Annotated in this window: 15 protein-coding genes; 2 read left to right on the top strand and 13 right to left on the bottom strand. The window is 72.1% G+C overall.

The window, feature by feature from the left end; translation table 11 throughout:
- Nucleotides 1-47: 47 nt before the first annotated feature.
- From ACZ3IJ_RS29920 to ACZ3IJ_RS29870, 11 genes are all read right to left on the bottom strand, one after another.
- On the bottom strand, nucleotides 48-827 hold the full coding sequence (locus tag ACZ3IJ_RS29920; RefSeq protein ID WP_467473148.1) for an HAD-IIA family hydrolase: 780 nt from the start codon (nucleotides 825-827) through the stop codon (nucleotides 48-50).
- A gap of 81 nt (nucleotides 828-908) precedes the next feature.
- On the bottom strand, nucleotides 909-2477 hold the full coding sequence (locus tag ACZ3IJ_RS29915) for an alkaline phosphatase family protein (RefSeq protein WP_467473145.1): 1569 nt from the start codon (nucleotides 2475-2477) through the stop codon (nucleotides 909-911).
- Nucleotides 2478-2620: 143 nt separating this feature from the next.
- A complete protein-coding gene (locus tag ACZ3IJ_RS29910; RefSeq protein ID WP_467473142.1) occupies nucleotides 2621-3688 on the bottom strand; it encodes a 2-aminoethylphosphonate ABC transporter substrate-binding protein in 1068 nt (355 codons plus the stop codon).
- Between the two features lie 23 nt (nucleotides 3689-3711).
- Entirely contained in the window at nucleotides 3712-4509 is a 798-nt protein-coding gene (locus tag ACZ3IJ_RS29905) for an ABC transporter permease (RefSeq protein ID WP_467473141.1), read from the bottom strand.
- Complete coding sequence (locus ACZ3IJ_RS29900) at nucleotides 4496-5380, bottom strand: 2-aminoethylphosphonate ABC transporter permease subunit (RefSeq protein WP_467473230.1); 885 nt, start codon at nucleotides 5378-5380, stop codon at nucleotides 4496-4498. The genes ACZ3IJ_RS29905 and ACZ3IJ_RS29900 overlap by 14 nt, the downstream gene beginning before the upstream one ends.
- A 16-nt stretch (nucleotides 5381-5396) precedes the next feature.
- A complete protein-coding gene (locus ACZ3IJ_RS29895; RefSeq protein WP_467473228.1) occupies nucleotides 5397-6437 on the bottom strand; it encodes an ABC transporter ATP-binding protein in 1041 nt (346 codons plus the stop codon).
- 83 nt (nucleotides 6438-6520) lie between these two features.
- Nucleotides 6521-7213 carry a phosphonatase-like hydrolase gene (locus ACZ3IJ_RS29890; protein WP_467473140.1) on the bottom strand — a complete coding sequence of 231 codons (693 nt, stop codon included), beginning with the start codon at nucleotides 7211-7213 and terminating at the stop codon, nucleotides 6521-6523.
- A 5-nt stretch (nucleotides 7214-7218) separates the two neighbouring features.
- Nucleotides 7219-8355, bottom strand: a complete 1137-nt coding sequence (locus ACZ3IJ_RS29885; protein ID WP_467473138.1) for a TIGR03364 family FAD-dependent oxidoreductase — start codon at nucleotides 8353-8355, stop codon at nucleotides 7219-7221.
- 172 nt (nucleotides 8356-8527) lie between these two features.
- Nucleotides 8528-9292: a GntR family transcriptional regulator gene (locus tag ACZ3IJ_RS29880; RefSeq protein WP_391797154.1), complete on the bottom strand. Its 765-nt coding sequence runs from the start codon at nucleotides 9290-9292 to the stop codon at nucleotides 8528-8530.
- 255 nt (nucleotides 9293-9547) lie between these two features.
- Entirely contained in the window at nucleotides 9548-10822 is a 1275-nt protein-coding gene (locus ACZ3IJ_RS29875) for a hypothetical protein (RefSeq protein WP_467473136.1), read from the bottom strand.
- Between the two features lie 125 nt (nucleotides 10823-10947).
- On the bottom strand, nucleotides 10948-12330 hold the full coding sequence (locus ACZ3IJ_RS29870; RefSeq protein ID WP_467473135.1) for an ROK family protein: 1383 nt from the start codon (nucleotides 12328-12330) through the stop codon (nucleotides 10948-10950).
- Nucleotides 12331-12404: 74 nt separating this feature from the next.
- Between ACZ3IJ_RS29870 and ACZ3IJ_RS29865 the strand changes: the two genes are divergently transcribed.
- Both ACZ3IJ_RS29865 and ACZ3IJ_RS29860 read left to right on the top strand, forming a co-directional pair.
- Nucleotides 12405-13481 (top strand): Gfo/Idh/MocA family oxidoreductase, encoded by a 1077-nt coding sequence (locus ACZ3IJ_RS29865; RefSeq protein ID WP_467473132.1) that lies wholly within the window; start codon nucleotides 12405-12407, stop codon nucleotides 13479-13481.
- On the top strand, nucleotides 13478-13945 hold the full coding sequence (locus ACZ3IJ_RS29860; RefSeq protein WP_467473129.1) for a heme-degrading domain-containing protein: 468 nt from the start codon (nucleotides 13478-13480) through the stop codon (nucleotides 13943-13945). The genes ACZ3IJ_RS29865 and ACZ3IJ_RS29860 overlap by 4 nt, the downstream gene beginning before the upstream one ends.
- Before the next feature lie 88 nt (nucleotides 13946-14033).
- Here ACZ3IJ_RS29860 and ACZ3IJ_RS29855 read toward each other — a convergent pair whose 3' ends face one another.
- Both ACZ3IJ_RS29855 and ACZ3IJ_RS29850 read right to left on the bottom strand, forming a co-directional pair.
- Nucleotides 14034-14891, bottom strand: coding sequence for a fumarylacetoacetate hydrolase family protein (locus ACZ3IJ_RS29855; RefSeq protein ID WP_467473226.1), 858 nt, complete (start codon nucleotides 14889-14891; stop codon nucleotides 14034-14036).
- A 239-nt stretch (nucleotides 14892-15130) separates the two neighbouring features.
- Nucleotides 15131-15853 carry a YidC/Oxa1 family membrane protein insertase gene (locus tag ACZ3IJ_RS29850; protein WP_467473126.1) on the bottom strand — a complete coding sequence of 241 codons (723 nt, stop codon included), beginning with the start codon at nucleotides 15851-15853 and terminating at the stop codon, nucleotides 15131-15133.
- Between the last annotated feature and the right edge of the window lie 5 nt (nucleotides 15854-15858).

Raw genomic sequence — 15858 nt, 5'->3', positions numbered from 1 at the left:
CCGCAGGGGGTCCGGTCGGGCGTCCGGCCGGACCCCCGGCGGAGCCGTTACACCCGGTCCACGAGGTCCGCGATCGACTTGACGATCTTGGAGGGGCGGAACGGGAAGCGGTCGATCTCCGCCTGCGTCGTCAGACCGGTGAGGACCAGGAACGTCTGCATGCCGGCTTCGAGGCCGGCCAGGATGTCGGTGTCCATCCGGTCGCCGATCATGGCGCTCGTCTCGGAGTGGGCGCCGATGGCGTTCAGGCCGGTACGCATCATCAGCGGGTTGGGCTTGCCCGCGAAGTACGGGTCCTTGCCGGTGGCCCTGGTGATCAGCGCCGCGACGGAGCCGGTGGCCGGCAGCGGGCCCTCCAGGGAGGGGCCGGTCTCGTCGGGGTTGGTGCAGATGAAGCGGGCGCCGGCGTTGATGAGCCGGACGGCCTTGGTCATGGCCTCGAAGGAGTACGTCCGGGTCTCGCCGAGGACCACGTAGTCCGGGTCGTGGTCGGTGAGGACGTAGCCGATGTCGTGCAGCGCGGTGGTCAGGCCCGCCTCGCCGATGACGTAGGCGGTGCCGCCGGGGCGCTGGTCGTCGAGGAACTTCGCGGTGGCGAGCGCCGAGGTCCAGATGTTGTCCACCGGCACCTGGAGGCCCATGCGGGCGAGGCGGGCGTGCAGGTCACGGGCGGTGTAGATCGAGTTGTTCGTGAGGACCAGGAACGGCTTCCCGGTGTCCCGCAGCTTCGTGATGAACGCGTCGGCACCGGGGATCGGCACGCCCTCATGGATGAGGACTCCGTCCATGTCCGTGAGCCAGGATTCGATCGGCTTGCGCTCTGCCATGTGCGGGGACTCCTGCCGTACAGAAATCGTGCGGTGTGCTGGGGGCGCCGCGACAGCGCTGTGGCGACGCCCCCACCCTAATCAAGAGGTCGTGACCCTGACCCCGTCGATCACCCAGTACCAGTTGTTGGAGCCGGTGTAGCGGAAGCGGAAGCTCACGCTGGACGCACCGGAGGGGACGTTCACAGTGAGGGACTGGGGCTGCGAGATCACGTCGGCGGTGTAGTTCTTGACGACCGTCGGCGTACCGCCGTTGAAGACGGCCTGGACCTGGGCGGTCTGGCTGCCCTCCTGGCGGTAGAAGGTGGTGAAGTCGAGGGTCGCCCGCGTCCTGCCGGAGACGCTGTACGCGGGGGTGACCAGCGTCGAGTCGTACGTACCGGAGAAGGACCTGTCGGACCACTCGTCGGAGTCGGCGACGGCGAAGACGCCCCGGGCGCGGACGTTCAGCTCGCGGGACTGGTCGCGCTGGGTGCGGGACCAGAACTCGTCCGTCGCGAAGGCCCAGCCGCGCCACTCGGTCATGCCGCCGGTGCCCATGGCGTTGTTGATCACGGACCAGCCGGCGGGCGCGGTGTGGGTGAAGCCGAGGACGCCGGCGGGGATCCCGGACTCGTCCACGCGGCCGGTGAGGGAGGAGTGCAGGGCGTCGAAGGGGTCGGTGGAGCGCTGCTGGACCGGCTTGCCGTCCAGGCCCCAGGAGGCGTCGGGAACGATGCCGAGCTGGTGGAAGACGGTCGCGGCGACGTCCACGAGCCGGGTGTCGATGGGGCGGGCGCCGGCCGCGATGCCGGGACCCTGGGCGAGGACGAACGTGCGGCGCTCCTCGATGGCGGAGCCGCCGTGGCCGCCGCCGTCGGTGTGGCCGTGGTCGGTGGTGACGATGACGGTCCAGCGCTCGGTGGCGTACGCGGGGCGGGCCTTGATCGCGGCGAGGAGGCGGCCGAGGTAGCCGTCCTGGACGGCGATGGCGTCGAGGTACTTCTGGCTGGCGGCGCCGTAGGAGTGGCCCATCTCGTCGGTCTCGCCGAAGTAGACGAAGAGGACGTCCGGGTTCTGGTTGCGGAGGACGTCCTCGGTGATGTCGGTGATGATCTTGTCGTTGACGGCGTAGTCGTTGTTGTAGACCAGCTTCGCGTCGGCGCCGGGGGTGACCGTGCCGTGCGTGTCGAGCTCGGGCCAGTCGACGGCGGCGAAGAGCGAGAGGTCGGGGCGGACCTGGTTCAACCGGGCGAGGAACCCCGGGTACTTGGCGTAGTTCTTGCCGGTGAAGGTGTTGTCCCTGACGCCGTGCTTGTCGGGCCAGACGCCGGTGGAGATGGTCGACCAGCCGGGGCCGGAGGACGTGGCGGCCATCGGGTTGGCGTAGAGCAGCGACAGGCCGTACGTGCCGTTGGCCATCAGGGACTTCATCGTCGGCGCGTCGGCGGCGTCGATCCGGTCGTACCGCAGTCCGTCCATGCCGACGACGAGCACCTTGTCCTTGCTGGTGCCGTTCGGGAGCGTGGGGGCGGCGGTGGCGGCTCGGGCGGCCGGCGCGGCGGCGACGGTGCCCGCGGCGGCGAGGGCGGCGGCGCCGGCGGCGGCGGCGAGCACGCTGCGGCGGGGGACGCCGGTGGACGGGTCCGTGGACATGCCGGTGATCGGCATCTGGATCCTCCGTGGAGAGGGAGAAGCGGGCGAGGACGCGCCAACGCCCCCGATTCCTCGGGGGCGTTGGTCCGTACCCGTTATCTTTCCGCTACATGCGGAGGGATTCCAGGGCCGTGCGGTGAACTCTTGGAAGCCCGCGGTTAGCTTCCGGTGGCCGTCTTCCAGGCGTCGACGTAGGTGGTCAGGTTCTTGTCGATGCCGGCCCAGTCGGGCTCGAAGATCTCGACGCCCTCGACCAGTTTGGCCAGCTCGATCGCGTTGACGTCGGTCGCCTTGATGTCCTTGCGGGCCGGGAAGCCGCCGCCGATGGAGCTGACGTCGCGCTGGGCCTGCTCGCCGAGCATGAAGTCGAGCAGCTTCTTGCCGTTCTCGGTGTGCGGGGCCTCGTCGACCAGGCCGGCGGCGTACGGCAGGGCGAAGGTGGTCGGCTTGGCGCCGTCCTTCGCCGGGAACCAGATGCCGAGGTTCGGCATCGACTTCGACTGCGCGAAGTTCATCTGGACGTCGCCGTTGGCGACGAGGATCTCACCCTTGTCGACCTTGGGGGCGAGCTTGGAGGTGGACGACGACGGGCCGACGTTGTTGGCCTGAAGCTTCTTCAGGTACTCCATCGCCGGCTCCTGGCCGCCGAAGTCGTTCATCGCCTTGATGATGACGGCCGTGCCGTCACCGGCGACACCGGGGGTCGAGTACTGCAGCTTGTTCCTGTACTTCCCGTCGAGGAGCTCCTCCCAGGTCCGGGGGGCCTCCTTCAGCTGCTGCTTGTTGTAGATGAAGCCGAAGTAGTTGTTGACGACGGAGGTCCACTTGCCGTCGTCGGCCTTGTCGGCGCCGTCGACCTGCTCCGATCCCTTGGGGGTGTACGCCTGGAGCAGCCCCTTGGAGTCGGCCTGCTGGATGAAGGGCGGCAGGGTCACGATGACGTCGGCCTGGGTGTTGTTCTTCTCGCGGACGGCGCGCTGCACCATCTCGCCCGAACCTCCCTCGACGTACTTGACCTTGATGCCGGTCTCCTTCTCGAAGTCGGCGAAGACCTTGTCGTACCAGCCGTCACCCTTCTCCCCCTTCAGGCCGTCCGCGCTGTAGACGGTGACGACCTTCTCGTCGGAGGCCGCGGAGGAACCTCCGCAGGCGGTGAGGGTGGCGGCGAGGGCGAGGCTGCCGGTGACGGCGGCGATCGGCTTGACGAACGTGGACGAGGTACGCATAACGTCGTTCTCTCCTGAGGGAATTAGCGGTAGGACGCCCTGGTACGGACACGGGAGACGGCGAGCAGGACGAGCAGGGTCGTGGCCATGAGGACCACGGCGAGCGCCGAGCCGGTGAAGAGGGAGCCCCGGTCGGTGGCGGTGAAGATGAGCACCGGCAGCGGCAGCCAGTCCGGCGGGTAGAGCATCATCGTGGCGCTCAGCTCGCCCATGGAGAGGGCGAAGCAGAGCCCGGCGGCCGCGTTGAGCGACGGCAGCAGGAGCGGCAGCTTCACCCGGAGCAGGACGTACGCGGGGCGGGCGCCGAGGCTGGCCGCCGCCTGCTCGTACATCGGGTCGAGACGGAGGATGGCCGCCGAGACCGACTGGTAGGCGAACGCCGTGACAAGAATGGTGTGCGCCAGGATCACGATCCAGCGCGTGCCGTTCAGCAGCACGGGCGGCTGTGAGAACGCGACCAGGACGGCCAGGCCGACGACGACCGAGGGCACGGCGACCGGCAGCATGAACAGCGCGTCGAGGAACCGGCGGCCGTTCTTCCGGAGGGAGCCGGCGGCGAGCGCCGCCCATGTGCCGACGGTCAGCGCGAGCAGGCTGGCGGTCACGGCGGTGACCAGGCTGGTGGTCAGCGCCTGGAGCGACTCTCCCCGCACCGCGGCCGTGTAGTGCTCGGCGGTGGGCCCGGAGGGGAAGACCCCGGACCAGTTCGTGGAGAACGACGCGGCGACGATCACGAGCAGCGGGAGGGCGAAGAGCGGGACGAAGAGGACCGCGAAGAGGGTCCAGGCCGTCCACTTCCCCGTACGGCTATGCACCAACACGACGACTCACCACCCGGTACAGGCCGTAGAGGCCCACGGAGATCGCGACGTTGACGACGGCGACGACGCAGGCGGCGGCGTAGTCGGATTCGAGGATGGCCTTGCCGTAGACGAGCATCGGGAGGGTCGTGACGCCCTTGGCGCCGGTGAAGAGGACGATCCCGAACTCGTTCAGGCACATGACCAGGACGAGGCTCCCGCCGGCGGCGAGCGCGGGCAGCGCCTCGGGCAGGATCACCTGCCGGACGATCCGCAGCGGCTTCGCGCCCAGGGAGGAGGCGACCTCCAGCTGCGCGGTCTCCATCTGCGAGAACGCCGCCAGGAGCGGACGCATCACGAAGGGCGTGAAGTACGTGATCTCGGCGAGGAGGACGCCCCAGGGCGTGGTCAGGAACTGGAAGGGCCCGGCCTCGGCACCGGTGACGTCCGTCCACAGACCGTTGGCCACGCCGACCGTGCCGTAGAGGAAGAGGAGCGCGAGCGTGATCAGGAAGGACGGGAAGGAGAGGAAGACGTCGATGAACTTCGACACCGCCTTCCCGCCGGGGAACGGCACGAACGCGATGACGAGCGCGAGCACGAACCCCAGGACGAGACACCCGACGGTGGCCCCGACGGCCAGCCACACGGTGGTGACGAGCGCCTCCTGGAAGGCCCCGGACGCGAAGACGTCGACGTAGGCACCGGGAGCGAGGGACGCCTGGACGACGAGGGCGAGCGGGTAGAGGAAGACGAGCGCCAGCACGGCGACGGGGGGCAGGGCCCAGAGAACCGTGATGGGCACACGCCTCGCGGGGCCGGGGGCGGGGGTCCCGCCGGACGGAGTCCCGGGGAGGGCGGGCACGGTCCCACGACTGCGCTCGGCTGCCATGACGGGTCCGGCGGTGTCACCCATCGGACACCCCGGCCCCCAGCAGCACCCCGTCCTCGGCCGCGAAGTGAAGGACCACCTCGTCCCCGAGGGCGGGCGTCTCACGGAGTTCCCGCACGTCCGCCTTGACCCGGTGCCCTTCCACGTCGACGTACAGGCGGTGCGTCGACCCGCGCCACTGCACCTCCGCGACCCGCCCCCGCAGCGCGTTCGGGCCTTCGCCGAGTCCGACGAGGTGCGGCCGTACGCACAGGGTGGCGGCTGCTCCCGGGGCCACGCCGTCGATGGCGACCGTGAGTCGGGCGCCCCCGAAGGCCACGGTCCCCGTCCCGACCGTCACCGGCAGCAGGTTCGCGTTGCCGACGAAGGACGCCGTGAACTCCGTGCGCGGACGGCGGTACAGGTCCCGCGGCGTGCCGCAGTCCTGGAGCCTGGCCCTGTCCATGACGGCGATCCGGTCGGCGAGGGTCAGCGCCTCCACCTGGTCGTGGGTCACGTACAGGATCGAGACGTCCGGCAACTCCCGGTGCAGTCGCGCGAGTTCGGCGAGCATCCCGGAGCGCAGCTGTGCGTCGAGCGCCGACAGCGGCTCGTCGAGGAGCAGCACGTTCGGGCGGATGGCGAGCGCCCGCGCGATCGCGACGCGCTGCTGCTGGCCGCCGGACAGCTCACGCGGGTAGCGCTTGGCGTAGGCCGCCATCCCGGTCATCTCCAGGGCCTCGGCGACCCGTCCAGGGATCTCGGCCTTGGGCGCCTTCTGCGCCTTCAGGCCGAAGGCCACGTTGTCCTCGACCCGCATGTGCGGGAAGAGGGCGTACTGCTGGACGACCATGCCGATCCCCCGCTTGTGCGGCGGAAGGGCCGTGACGTCGCGGTCGCCGATGAACACCCGCCCGGAGACCGGCTGCACGAACCCGGCGACGGCGCGCAGGGCGGTGGTCTTGCCGGAACCGGAGGGCCCGAGGAGGGCCATGACCTCGCCGGGCTCGACGGTCAGGTCGAGGGCGTCGAGGACGGTGTTCCCGCCGTACGCGACGGAGACGGACTGGAAACGGATACCGCTGCGCGTGGCTGCGGAGGCGGGTCCGGCCGGGCCGGCCCTGCCGGCCCCGCGCGTCTCGACGACGGCGCCGGGCGCCGTCACCGGTCCGCCTCCGCCCGGGCTATCGCCGCCGGCAGATCCGCGACCGACGCGAGGACGTGGGTGGCGCCGTGCTCCTCGAGCGCGGCCTCGTCGTGCGCCCCCGTCAGCACGCCCGCCACGATCCCGGCGCCGGAGCGGACCCCGCTGAGCATGTCGTACGAGGTATCGCCCGCGACCACGATCCGACGGACGTCGTCGACGGCTCCCGTACGGAGGAAGGCACCGAGGACCATGTCCGGGTACGGACGCCCCCGGCCGCCCGCGTCCGCCGGGCAGAGGGTCAGCCCGACCAGGTGCCGCCAGCCGAGCGCGTCGAGGATGGCGTCCTGGGTGACCCGGGCGAAGCCGGTGGTCAGGACGACCGTCCGGCCCTCCGCCTTCAGCCGCTCGATCGCCTCGGCCGCGCCGGGGAGCGGGGCGATCAGGCCGCCGGCGACCAGCTCTCCGTACGCCTCCTCGAAGGCGACGTTGGCCTGCTGGGCGCGGGTCTCGACGCCGCCGAAGAGGTGGCGGAAGACGGAGATCTTGGACTCGCCCATGGTGGCGCGGACGTAGTCGATCATCGTGGCCGGGTCCTCGCCGAGGCGCTCGGCGGCGGCGCTGAACGCCTGCTCGACGAGGCCGCCGTCGGCGACGGTGGTACCGGCCATGTCCAGTACGACGAGGTCGAACGTGTGGTTCTCGGTCATGTCGTTCACCAGCCCAGTTCGTTCGCGGTCGTCTCTGCGACGGCGGGCGAGCAGGTCATGCCGCGTCCGCCGGGTCCCGTCACCAGCCACACGCCTTCGCGGACCTTCTGCCGGTGCACGACCCGGCTGGTGTCCGTGCACTGCGCGTACACGCCCGCCCAGCGGCGCCGGATCTTCGGCAGGGGGCGGCCGAGGAAGGACTCAACGACGCGGACGAGGTGCTCGTAGGGGTCTTCGAGGGTGTCGAAGGCGAAGGGGTGCTCGTACTCGTGGGTGTCGCCGATGGTCAGCCCGCCGTCGAGACGCTGCACCATCAGGAGCTGCATCTTGTGCGCGGCGGCGGTCGGATCCTGCGCCTGGCCCGCGTTGAGTGCGTCCAGGGCCTCCGACCGGTACGCCGGGTAGTAGCGGAAGGAGTCGGCGTCGGCGACGGAGGTGGTCAGCGGCTCGCCGAGCGGGTCGGTCTGCATCATCTGCAGCCGCACGCGGCGGACCGGGATGTCGCCGGCGAGCTCGCGGACGAGGCCGCTGAGCGCGGCGCCGGTACAGAGGACGACGGCGTCGCCGGTGTGGACGTCGCCGCGGTCGTCGCGTACCGCACAGGTGCCCATGCCCTCGGCACAGGAGACGTCACGGACCTCGCGGTTCGGCAGGAAGGTGTACCTCCCGGAGGCCAGCAGGGCCTTGCGCAGGGCGAGTTGCGCGGTGCGCGGCTCGACGGCCGCGTCGCGCTCGCAGAACAGCGCGGCCTGGAACTCTCCGCGCAGCGCGGGGTTGACCTGGCGCGCCTCGTCGGCGGTGAGCAGCTTGTAGCCGCGGGCCGCCGCGTCCGGCCGGGCGAGGGCGGCCTCGGCGACGGCCAGCTCCAGGTCGCCCCGTACGGGGGTGAGCGAACCGATGGCCCGGAAGCCGAGCTCGGGCACGCGGGCGCCGATGCCCTCCCAGAGCTCGCGGGCGCGCAGCGCGGTGTCCAGCTCCTCTCCGCCCGCGCGGCCGCTCACCCATATCTGGCCGAAGTTGCGGAGCGAGGCCCCGCGCGCCTCGGCCTCGCGCTCGATGTGTACGACCTCGTGGCCGCGTTCCACTGCGTGCCAGGCGTGCATGGTTCCCACCACGCCGGCTCCTACGACGATCACCTTCATGCCGTTCACGGTCCTGGCGGTGAATGGCCCGGAGCGATCCGCGTGGCAACGGGACGGTGAACGGGGCGACAAAGTTGGCCTAGACCCGTTATCTTCTCGTTATCGAAGGTGGGGTCGGAGCTGTACCCGGATCACGATCAGCTCGGATCGGCTCGGATCGGCTCGGATCAGCTCAGTCCTGCTGCCCCAGGTGCGCGGTGAAGCTGAAGCGGTCGCCGCGGTAGAGGGTGCGGACGCGCTCCAGCGGCCGGCCGGCCGTGTCGCGGGAGAGACGGTGGATGAGCAGCATCGGGAGCGCGGGCGGGGTGCCGATGAGCAGGGCCTCGCGCGGGGTGGCGAGCACGGTCTCGATCCGCTCGTCGGCGTCGCCGAAGCCGATGCCGAGCTTCTCGCTGAGGTAGCGGTAGAAGGAGGAGTCGGGGTCGAACTCGCCGTCCAGACCGGGGACACGGGCCACCGACACGTATGTGCTCTCCAGCCCGACCCGCTCGTCGTCGGCGAGCAGCACGCGCTCCATGTGCCAGACGGGCTCGCCGCGTTCGACGCCGATCTCTGGCGCGAGCGCGTCGGGGCAGGGGAAGCGGTCGAGCGAGATGAGGCTACGGCCGGGCCGGCGCCCCTGCCTCCGTACGCCCTCGGTGTAGCTGGCGAGCGAGAGCGGCTGCTCCAGCTTGGGCCCGGCGACCACGGTCCCGCGCCCCTGGCGGCGCAGCCGTCCTTCGAGGAGCAGCTCGCGAAGAGCCTGACGGACCGTCTCGCGCGAGACCTCGTAACGGACGGCGAGGTCCCGCTCGGTCGGCAGCAGTCCGCCCTCACCCAACTCGTCTATCAGCGAGGCGACTTTCGCCTTCACCGCGTAGTACTTGGGGATGCGGCCGTGCTCGGGGATGCCGGAGCGGATGGGTGCGCCAGGTGCCTGGTCGTTCGGGTAGTCCACTGGGGGATGCTCGCAGATGGGAATGAACGGGAGGGTGTACGGAGAGTGACTCGCGGGTTCGGAGGTACGCGGCGGCCTCTAGGGCGTGTTGCGAAAGTCCCGACTGCCCCGCGACGCCTGGCACGCACGCTCGCTGCGTTGTCGGGATCGTCCGAGTACACCCGGTACGAGGACGACCCTCCGCCTTGCGATCGCACGCACCAGACGCCGCGGGGCCCGCCCTTCGGGCGGACGGCGCTACTTTCGCAACACGCCCTAGGCGGGTGCCTGGTCCGGACGTCGGCGGAGGCGCCGGGAGGCGACGAGGAGTGACGCGCCCGTGAGGAGCAGCGCTCCCGAGGCCGGGGCGAGGAGGGCGATCGACTCGGGTCCGGTGTGGGCGAGTTCGGGGGGCAGGGGGGCGGGCGGGAGGCCTGTGTCGCCGCCCTTCGGCGGGCTGGTCCCGTCGGGCACGGGCCGCGGGTTCGCCTGGGGGTGCCCCTCGGAGTTCGCGTCGGGGTTCGGCTCGGGGTTCTCTTCCGTGCCCTCGGGTCCGATGGTCAGGGCGACGTCGTCGGACTCCCCGACCCACTCGCCGTCGGCCCCATGGCGCTGGACGATCGCCGCGTTGACCACGACCGCGTTGGGCTCGGTGCCCTCGCGGAACGCGAGGCGGACGGAGACGGTGACCGTGCCGCCCGCGGGGACGGTGAAGCCGGAGAAGCCGGCGGGGCCGGAAGGGGCGGAGGGGGCGGATGGGCCGATGAACGCACCGACGTTCTCGTCCTCCTCGGTCGCCTCGAACGCGACGGGGAGCCAGCGGCGGCTCTCGGAGTCGTAGAACTCCAGCCGGATCTGCTCGGGCCGGAGCGCCCGGTCGCGGTCGGTGAGGACCAGGACCGGGTGGATGCCCTGGCAGGCCTCGGCGGTGGTGTTGGTGAGGTCGACGTCGAGGGTGCGGAAGTCGGCACCGGGGACGAAGACGCCGGGACGGCGGTGGATCCGGGTGTCGATCGGGAACTCGGGGTCGGTTACCTCGCCGCAGGGGGACGGCTCTCGCCGTGGCGTCGTCACCGTGCCGGATTCCGCGGCGGATTCCGCGCCGGATTCCGCGCCGGATTCCGCGTCGGGGCGGCCGTCGGATTCCGCGTCGGGGCGTGCATCGGGGCGGGCCACCGTACCGGCGTCGGTTCCGTTGCCCGTTCCGGCACCGGGCTGGGACCCGGTTCCGGCGCCGGTGTCCTTCCGCAGCCGGAAGCCGGAATCGGCATCGGCATCGGCCCTGAGCCCGACACCCGGCCCGGTGCCCAGGCCCGAGCCGGGGTTCAGGACCGACCCTGCCTCGGAGCCGGAACCGGCCTCGTCCTCCGAACGCGAGGCTCCGGCCCCGGCTCCGGTACGCGCACCGGACTCGGAGCCGGAACCGGAACCGGAACCGGAGGCCTGACTCGGGCCGGGCTCCGCCGAGGACGGGCCCACGGCGAGCGCGAGGACGGCGGTTCCGGTCGTCGCCGCGGTCAGACCGAGGGCGAGGGCGTTGCGCAGTCGCATGGGCGGGTGCCTTTGCTGCTCGCGGGCGTACGGGACGGCCGCGACGCTGCCAGGCGGGGGCGGCGGCACAGGGGAGCGACGCCGCGCGTGACCCCCGGGCGGCCCACCCGTTCCGCCCAATCAGCCTATTTTCCGAAGATCGGAGCGAGGATCAGCTGCGCGGCCCCCTCGGCTACGGCGTACGGCGAGCAGGCGCCGGAGACCGGCGTGCCGAGGCCCGCCCCGGCGAGGACCGCGCCGACGCCGCCGACGAAGGCCTCGGGTTCGGCGGCCACGGCCCGGCCGCCGAGGACGACGCGGTCGATGTCGAGGAGCCGTACGAGGTTCACGGCGCCGGTACCGAGGACGCGCGCCGCCTCGGGCACGTCACCGCGAGCGACGGCCGCCAGGCAGAGGACCTCCAGGCAGCCACGACCGCCGCAGCCGCACGGCGGCCCGTCGAGCAGGACGGTCTGGTGCCCGAACTCGCCGGCGCCGGTCCTGGCCCCCCGGTGGAGGGCGCCGCCGAGGACGAGCCCGGAACCGAGCCCCGTACCGAGGTGGAGGTAGGCGAAGGAGTCGGCGGCGGGGGCGTCGGGACGGAGAGCCAGACCGAGGGCGGCGGCGTTGGTGTCCTTGTCGAGGGCGACGGGCAGCCCGAGCCGGCGCGAGAGCTCGTCCCGCAGCGGAACGCCCTCCCACGAGGGATGGCCGGTGACGCGCCCGGGCGTACCGGCGAGGTGATCGAGCGGCCCGGGCATGGCGACCCCGACACCGAGAACGGCGAGGCCGGCCGACCCGGCGTCTCCGGGGGACCCGGCGGGCTCGGTGGACCCGGCCGACGGGGCCGACCCGACGAGGACGGCCGAACCGGCGTCTCCGGCGTCTCTGGCGTCTCCGGCGTCTCCGGCGTCTCTGGCGGGCTCGGCCGAACCGGCGTCTCCGGCGTTTCCGGCCGACCCCGCAACCGGGGGCGGCGCCTCGCCCTCGCCGCCGAACTCCCTTACCTCACCCACCACTCCCGGCGCCTCGTCGCGTACGGCGCGGACCTCGCGGTCCACCGCGCCGAAGACGGCCTCCGTGCCCGCGCCCAGATCGAGCGGCGTCCGCCGTACCGCGACCCGTACCCCCGCCAGGTCCACCAGGACGGCGGTCAGTTCGTCGCGGTCCAGGTGGACCCCCACCGCGTACGCGGCCGTGGGGACGAGTCGCAGGACGGTACGCGGCTTCCCGCCGGTCGAGGCGCGGTGACCGGCCTCGCGGGCAAGCCCCTCCGCACGCAGCCGCGCGGTGATCTTGCTGACCGCCTGCGGGGTGAGCCCGGTGCGCTCGGCCAGTTCGAGACGGCTGATCCCGGCCTCCCCCGCCGTCCGCAACAGGTCGAGGACGAGCGCCGCGTTGTGGCTGCGCAGGGCCGGCAGATTGGCACCCGCCTCGCTCGCCACACCGGCCACACCGGCCACACCGGCCGCGCTCCCCACACCCCCCGCCCCCCACGGGCTCCCGACACCGCTGACACTCCCGACCATCCCGACACTCCTGTTCACCACACCATTGTCCCCCTCGCTTGCACTTTGGCAACAGCGTTGCTTAAGTGGGTGGCATGACCGCCACCGCCCCCCTCCGCGTCGGACTCGTCGGCTACGGCCTCGCGGGCTCCGTCTTCCACGCCCCGCTGATCGCCGCCACCGAGGGCCTCGTCCTCGACACGGTCACGACCGGCAACCCGGAGCGTCAGGCACAGGCCCGTGCCGCGCACCCCGGCGTACGGGTCGCGGACTCCCCCGAGGAGCTCTGGGCGCGGGCGGGCGAGCTCGATCTGATCGTCGTCGCGACCCCCAACAAGACGCACGTCCCGATCGCCACCGCCGCCCTGGCCGCCGGCCTCCCGGTCGTCGTGGACAAGCCGGTCGCGGGCACGGCCGCCGAGGCGCGCGAGCTGGCCGCCCTCGCCGAGGAGCGGGGCCTGCTCCTGTCGGTCTTCCAGAACCGCCGCTGGGACAACGACTTCCTCACCCTGCGCCGGCTCCTCGCGGAAGGCGCCCTCGGTGACGTCCAGCGCTTCGAGTCCCGGTTCGAGCGCTGGCGCCCCCAGCTCAAGGGGGGCTGGCGCGAGTCCGGCGCCCCGGAGGAGATCGGCGGTCTCCTCTTCGACCTCGGCAGCCATGTCGTCGACCAGGCGCTCGTGCTCTTCGGCCCGGCCGTCCGGGTGTACGCGGAGTCCGACGTCCGCCGCCCCGCGGCCGAGGCGGACGACGACACGTTCATCGCGATCACGCACGCGAACGGGGTGCGCTCACATCTGTACGTGAGCGCCACCACGGCCCAGCTCGGCCCCCGCTTCCGCGTCCTCGGTTCGAACGCCGGATTCGTGAAGTACGGCCTCGACCCCCAGGAGGCCGACCTGCGCGAGGGCCGTCTGCCGGAGCCCGGTACGCCGTGGGGCGTGGAGTCGGAGTCGCTGTGGGGCCGCCTGGGCGCCGGGGAGTCCCCGCTGACCGGCGGCGGAGTCCCCGTCGAGTCGGCGCCGGGCGACTACCCGGCGTACTACGCGGCCGTCGCCGCCGCCGTCCGCGGCACCGGTACGAACCCGGTCACCGCCCACGAGGCCGCTGCCGCGCTGGACGTACTGGAGGCGGCGAGGCGTTCCGCCCGCGAGGGAATCACGGTGACGCTGTGAACGAGGTGGCCACGCTGGAGGCCCAGGAGGCGCGCCTGGTCCTGCCCCGCTTCACGTACGAGGACGCCTGGGCCCTCGGCTCCCTCCTCGTGGAGCTGGCGCGCGAGCGCCGCGCGCCGGTCGCGATCGACATCCGGCGCGGGGCGCAGCAGCTCTTCCACTGCGCGCTGCCGGGTTCGAGCGCGGACAACGACGCCTGGATCGACCGCAAACGGCGGGTCGTCGAGCGGTACGGGGAGAGTTCGTACCTGGTCGGCGCCCGCTTCCGCGCCAAGGGGACGACGTTCGAGGAGTCCTCGCGCCTCGCCCCCGACCGGTACGCCGCCCATGGCGGTTCGTTCCCGGTCGCGGTCGAGGGCGCGGGGGTGATCGGCTCGGTGACGGTGTCGGGCCTGCCGCAGGCCGAGGACCACGCGATGGTCGTGGAGGCGCTGGCCCGAGTTCTGGCCGACCTCGCCACCTAGCCGACCGGCGACGCGGTTGCCGGCCGACCCCACCACCCAGCCGACCGGCGACACGGTTGCCGGCCGACCCCACCACCCAGCCGACCGGCTACGCGTCCTTCAGCTCCTGCCGCTGACGTCCGAGCCCCTCGATCTCCAGCTCCACCACGTCGCCCGCCCGCAGGTACGGCTTCGGCTCCGGCTGCCCCATCGCGACGCCCGCCGGGGTGCCGGTGTTGATGATGTCGCCGGGGTACAAGGTCATGAACTGGCTCACGTACCGTACGACCTCCGCGACGCCGAAGATCTGGTCCGACGTGTTGCCGTCCTGCTTCAGCTCGCCGTTGACCCAGAGCCTGAGCGCGAGCGACTGCGGGTCCGGCACCTCGTCGGCGGTGACCAGCCACGGACCGAGCGGGTTGAACGTCTCGCAGTTCTTGCCCTTGTCCCAGGTCCCGCCGCGCTCGATCTGGAACTCGCGCTCCGAGACGTCGTGGGCGACGGCGTACCCGGCGACGTGCGCGAGGGCCTGCTCGTCGGTCTCCAGGTAGCGGGCGGTCCGGCCGATGACGATGGCCAGCTCGACCTCCCAGTCCGTCTTGGTGCTGCGCCGCGGTACGAGCACGGTGTCGTCGGGCCCGACGACCGTGTCGGCGGACTTGAGGAAGACGACGGGCTCGGCCGGGGTCGCCGCGCCGGTCTCGGCCGCGTGCCCGTGGTAGTTCAGCCCGATGCACACGACCTTGCCGATCCGGCCGACGGGCGGGCCGATCCGTAGCCCGGTCGCGTCGAGGGCGGGCAGTACGCCGGCGCCGACGGCGGCCCGGATCCGGTCGAGCGTGGAGGCGTCGGCCAGCAGGCTGCCGTCGACGTCGTCGACGAGGGCCGACAGGTCACGCAGCGTTCCGTCCCCGTCGAGCAGGGCGGGACGCTCGGCTCCCGCCGGACCGACTCGCAGCAGCTTCATGGTCTTCTCCCTGTGGTCGAGGTGGGCCCGGGGGCGGGCCCGGAAGAGCCCCGGCCGATGGAGTGCGGCCATCGGAGATATCGGAGGATTGGTCGATCCTCCAAGAGTTTCGACCACTCGGCAAGACCCCGTTCACGGACTGGACCCTTACGCGCCGGTAGCAAGGGCTCCCGCACACCGGCGGTGAGACCCCTTGCGCACCGGAGGTGAGACCCCCTGCGTACCGGAGGTGAGACCCCCTACGCACCGGCGGCGAGGACCTCCGCGGGGCGCGGCTCACGGAAGAGGAGGGCGCGCTCGACGACGGTCCAGGTGGTGCTGGTGACGACATAGAGCGCGGCGGCGAGCGGGACGACGGCGACGGTGATCAGCGTGGCGAAGGAGAGCAGCGGCATCACCTTCTGGATCGATCCGGCGCCGGGGGTGTCCGCCATGCCGGTGTCGAGCGGCTGCGTGGCGAGCTGCCGCTTCGTACGCCGGAAGTTGAAGGCCGCGACGGCGGTGACGATCGCGAACAGGACGAGATAGACCTGCCCGGCGGGCCCGAAGACACCGCCGTGGGCGAGCGCGTCGGCCCAGTGGTCGCCGAGCGGGGCGGCGAAGAGGGCGTGCCCGGCCATGCGGTCGCCGGAGAACAGGTGGTACATGAGGAAGAAGGCAGGCGCCTGGAGGAGGCTCGGCAGGCAGCCGGCGAAGGGCGAGACCTTCTCCTTCGCGTGCAGCTCCATGACGGCCTTCTTGAGCCGCTCGGGGTCCTTGGCGTGCTTGGCGCGCAGCTCGGCGAGTTGCGGTGCGATCCGGGTGCGGGCCTTCTGACCGCGGGCGGCGGCCCGCGAGAGGGGGTGGACGGCGAGCCGTACGACCATCGTGAACAGCACGATCGCGGCGGCGGCGGAGGCGGTGGCGAAGAGGGGCTGGAGCAGGTCGGCGAGCTGCTCGACCAGGGAGGCGAAAACGGACATGGGAG

The organism is Streptomyces sp. NPDC013317 (genome assembly GCF_055563155.1).
This window is presented reverse-complemented; position numbering and strand designations above follow the sequence as displayed.